Below are 2,190 nucleotides of genomic sequence, written 5' to 3'. Positions count from 1 at the left end.
GATTTAAAGTAATCGTAAGTAATTTTTAAACCTTCTGACCTACCAACTTTAGGCTCCCAGTTTAAAAGCGCCCTTGCCTTTGTAATATCCGGGCGGCGTTGTTTTGGGTCATCTTGTGGAAGTTCTCTGTAAACTATCTTTTGTGATGTACCTGTTAATTTAATAATCTCTTCACAGAATTGTTTGATGGTGATTTCATCAGGGTTGCCGATGTTTACCGGCTGAGCATAATCGCTCATCAATAAACGGTAAATGCCTTCAATTAAATCATCAACATAACAAAACGAGCGAGTTTGGCTACCATCACCGAAAACAGTCAAATCTTCACCTCTTAACGCCTGACCAATAAATGCAGGTAAAACCCTTCCATCATTCAAACGCATTCTTGGTCCGTAAGTATTAAAAATACGGATGATACGCGTTTCTACACCATGAAAAGTATGGTAAGCCATTGTTATTGCTTCCTGAAAACGTTTTGCTTCATCATAAACACCTCTCGGCCCTACCGGATTTACGTTACCCCAATATTCTTCTGGTTGAGGATTAACACTTGGGTCGCCATAAACTTCAGAAGTAGATGCAATTAACATTCTTGCTCCCTTTGCCCTGGCTAAACCTAATAAATTATGTGTTCCTAAAGAGCCAACCTTTAAAGTTTGAATCGGGATTTTTAAATAATCTATCGGGCTTGCAGGTGATGCAAAATGTAAAATATAATCTAAAGTTCCGGGTATGTGAACGAATTTGGAAACATCGTGATTGTAAAATTCGAAATTCTCCAAATGAAACAAATGTTCGATATTGGTTAAATCTCCGGTAATCAAATTATCCATACCGATAACATGATAACCCTCTTTTATAAAACGGTCGCAAAGATGCGAGCCTAAAAATCCGGCTGCACCGGTAATTAAAATTCTTTTAGTGCTCATGCTTAATCTATTAATTTACGACCAATACTGTTATAATAATATCCCAAATCTATCATTTTCTGAAGGTCATAAAGGTTTCTTCCATCAAAAATCACTTTATTTTTAAGGATTGATTCTATTTTCTCGAAATCAGGGTTACGGAATACCGACCATTCTGTTGCAATTAAAAGTGCATCTGCATCTTTTAAAGCATCGTATTGATTATCGGCAAACACAACTTTATCACCGATGATGTTTTTTACGTTAGTCATTCCTTCAGGGTCAAAAACGGTTACCGTTGCACCATGTTTAACCAATGCATCGATAATATATAAAGCTGGTGCTTCGCGTATGTCATCCGTTTCCGGTTTGAAAGCCAATCCCCAAAGCGCAAAATGTTTACCGGCAATATCGTTTTTATAGTACTTTAAAACTTTATCAACCAAAATTGTTTTTTGGCGTTCGTTAACTTCCATAACCGATTTTAAAATCTGGAAATCATACGTGTTTTCGTCTGCAGCCATTACCAATGCCTGAACATCTTTAGGAAAGCAAGAACCGCCGTAACCAATTCCAGGGAAAAGAAAACGTTTACCGATACGCTCATCAGAGCCAATACCTCTTCTTACAGCATCTACATCAGCACCAACCAGTTCGCAAAGGTTAGCAACCTCGTTCATAAAAGTGATTTTGGTAGCCAGGAATGAGTTAGCTGCATATTTTGTCAATTCAGATGAACGCTCATCCATAAACAAAATCGGGTTTCCCTGGCGAACATAAGGGCCGTAAAGTTCGGTCATTAATTTCTTAGCTCTCTCACTTGTTGTACCCAACACCACACGGTCTGGTTTCATAAAATCTTCTACAGCAACACCTTCGCGTAAAAATTCAGGGTTTGAAACCACATCAACTTCGATATCGGTATTTTCTTTAAAAACCGCCCTTACCTTATCAGCAGTACCAACCGGCACAGTAGATTTGTTTACGATAATTTTATAGCCTTTGATGATCTTCGAAATATCTTTGGCAGCACCTAAAATATAAGAAAGATCAGCAGCACCATCTCCACCCGGAGGCGTAGGCAAAGCCATAAAGATAATTTGAGCTTCTTCAATAGCCTCTGCAAGATTAGTAGTGAAGTGTAACCTGCCTTGTTCTATATTTCTATGGAAAAGCAAATCCAACCCCGGTTCGTAAATCGGAACCTGACCATCCTGCATCTTTTTTACTTTGGCTTCATTTATATCAACACAAATGACGTTATTACCTGTTTCTGCTAAAC

Annotated in this window: 2 protein-coding genes; both read right to left on the bottom strand. The window is 38.3% G+C overall.

What is annotated here, in order from left to right:
- Window positions 1-929, bottom strand: a 929-nt coding sequence (locus ACFOWA_RS20630; RefSeq protein ID WP_378988945.1) for a UDP-glucuronic acid decarboxylase family protein, incomplete at its 3' end; no start/stop codon positions are given.
- A gap of 2 nt (window positions 930-931) precedes the next feature.
- On the bottom strand, window positions 932-2,190 hold a 1,259-nt coding region (locus ACFOWA_RS20625; protein WP_378988943.1), incomplete at its 5' end, for a UDP-glucose dehydrogenase family protein.

Origin of the sequence: Pedobacter lithocola (assembly GCF_042650845.1) — a bacterium.
Taxonomy (GTDB): domain Bacteria; phylum Bacteroidota; class Bacteroidia; order Sphingobacteriales; family Sphingobacteriaceae; genus Pedobacter; species Pedobacter lithocola.
Note: the sequence above shows the minus strand (reverse complement) of the source record. Positions and strands in the feature narration are given on the sequence as shown.